Source organism: Burkholderia sp. AU4i, assembly GCF_000466765.1.
GTDB lineage: Bacteria > Pseudomonadota > Gammaproteobacteria > Burkholderiales > Burkholderiaceae > Burkholderia > Burkholderia cepacia.
The window spans coordinates 1-668 of sequence record NZ_ASSI01000383.1; the positions used below are offsets into that span (position 1 = coordinate 1).

A 668-nucleotide genomic window follows, 5' to 3' on the forward strand; every position below is an offset into this window, starting at 1 on the left:
GAAGCGCGCGGCGACCGGCAGCTCGCGGCCGCCGCGATCGGCGAGCACCGCGAGCTCGACCGCGGCCGGACGGCCGTAGTCGAACAGCTCGTTGAGCGCCGCGCGTACGGTGCGCCCGGTATACAACACGTCGTCGACGAGCACGATGCGCGCGCCGTCGACTTCGAACGGCAGCGACGTCGGGCTGGCCTGGCTGTGCAGCCCCTTTTTCGCGTAATCGTCGCGGTGCAGCGCGACGTTCACGACGCCGAACGCCGGCGCGCCGAGATCGCGCGCGAGGCGCTCGGCGAGCCATGCGCCGCCGCTGTGAATGCCGGCGAGCCGCGGGCCGCCCGGTTCGGCGAACGCCGTGCCGTACGCGGCGCGGATCTGGTCGAGCAGGACGCGGTAAAGCGCCTCGGCATCAATGGTGCTCATGGTCGGACAATTGATCGAGATACTGTTGAAGGATGACGCGCGCGGCCTCGGCATCGAGCATCTCGGCCCGGGCACGGCCGCGCACGTTGCGCTCGCGCAGCCCGGCCTCGGCCTCGACCGACGAATAACGCTCGTCGACCCAGGTGACGGGTAGCCCGAAGCGGCCGTTCAACTGGTTGCCGAAGCGCTTCGCCTGCTGCGTCATGTCGTGCGGCGTGCCGTCCGGATGCATCGGCAGGCCGACGACGAGC

At 70.8% G+C, this 668-nt stretch carries 2 protein-coding genes; both read right to left on the bottom strand.

The window, feature by feature from the left end; all coding sequences use genetic code 11:
* Positions 1-417, bottom strand: a 417-nt coding sequence (gene pyrR / locus L810_RS42865; RefSeq protein WP_042978406.1) for a bifunctional pyr operon transcriptional regulator/uracil phosphoribosyltransferase PyrR, incomplete at its 3' end; no start/stop codon positions are given.
* Positions 404-668, bottom strand: a 265-nt coding sequence (ruvX, locus tag L810_RS42870) for a Holliday junction resolvase RuvX (RefSeq protein WP_042978407.1), incomplete at its 5' end; no start/stop codon positions are given. The genes ruvX and pyrR, both read right to left, overlap by 14 nt.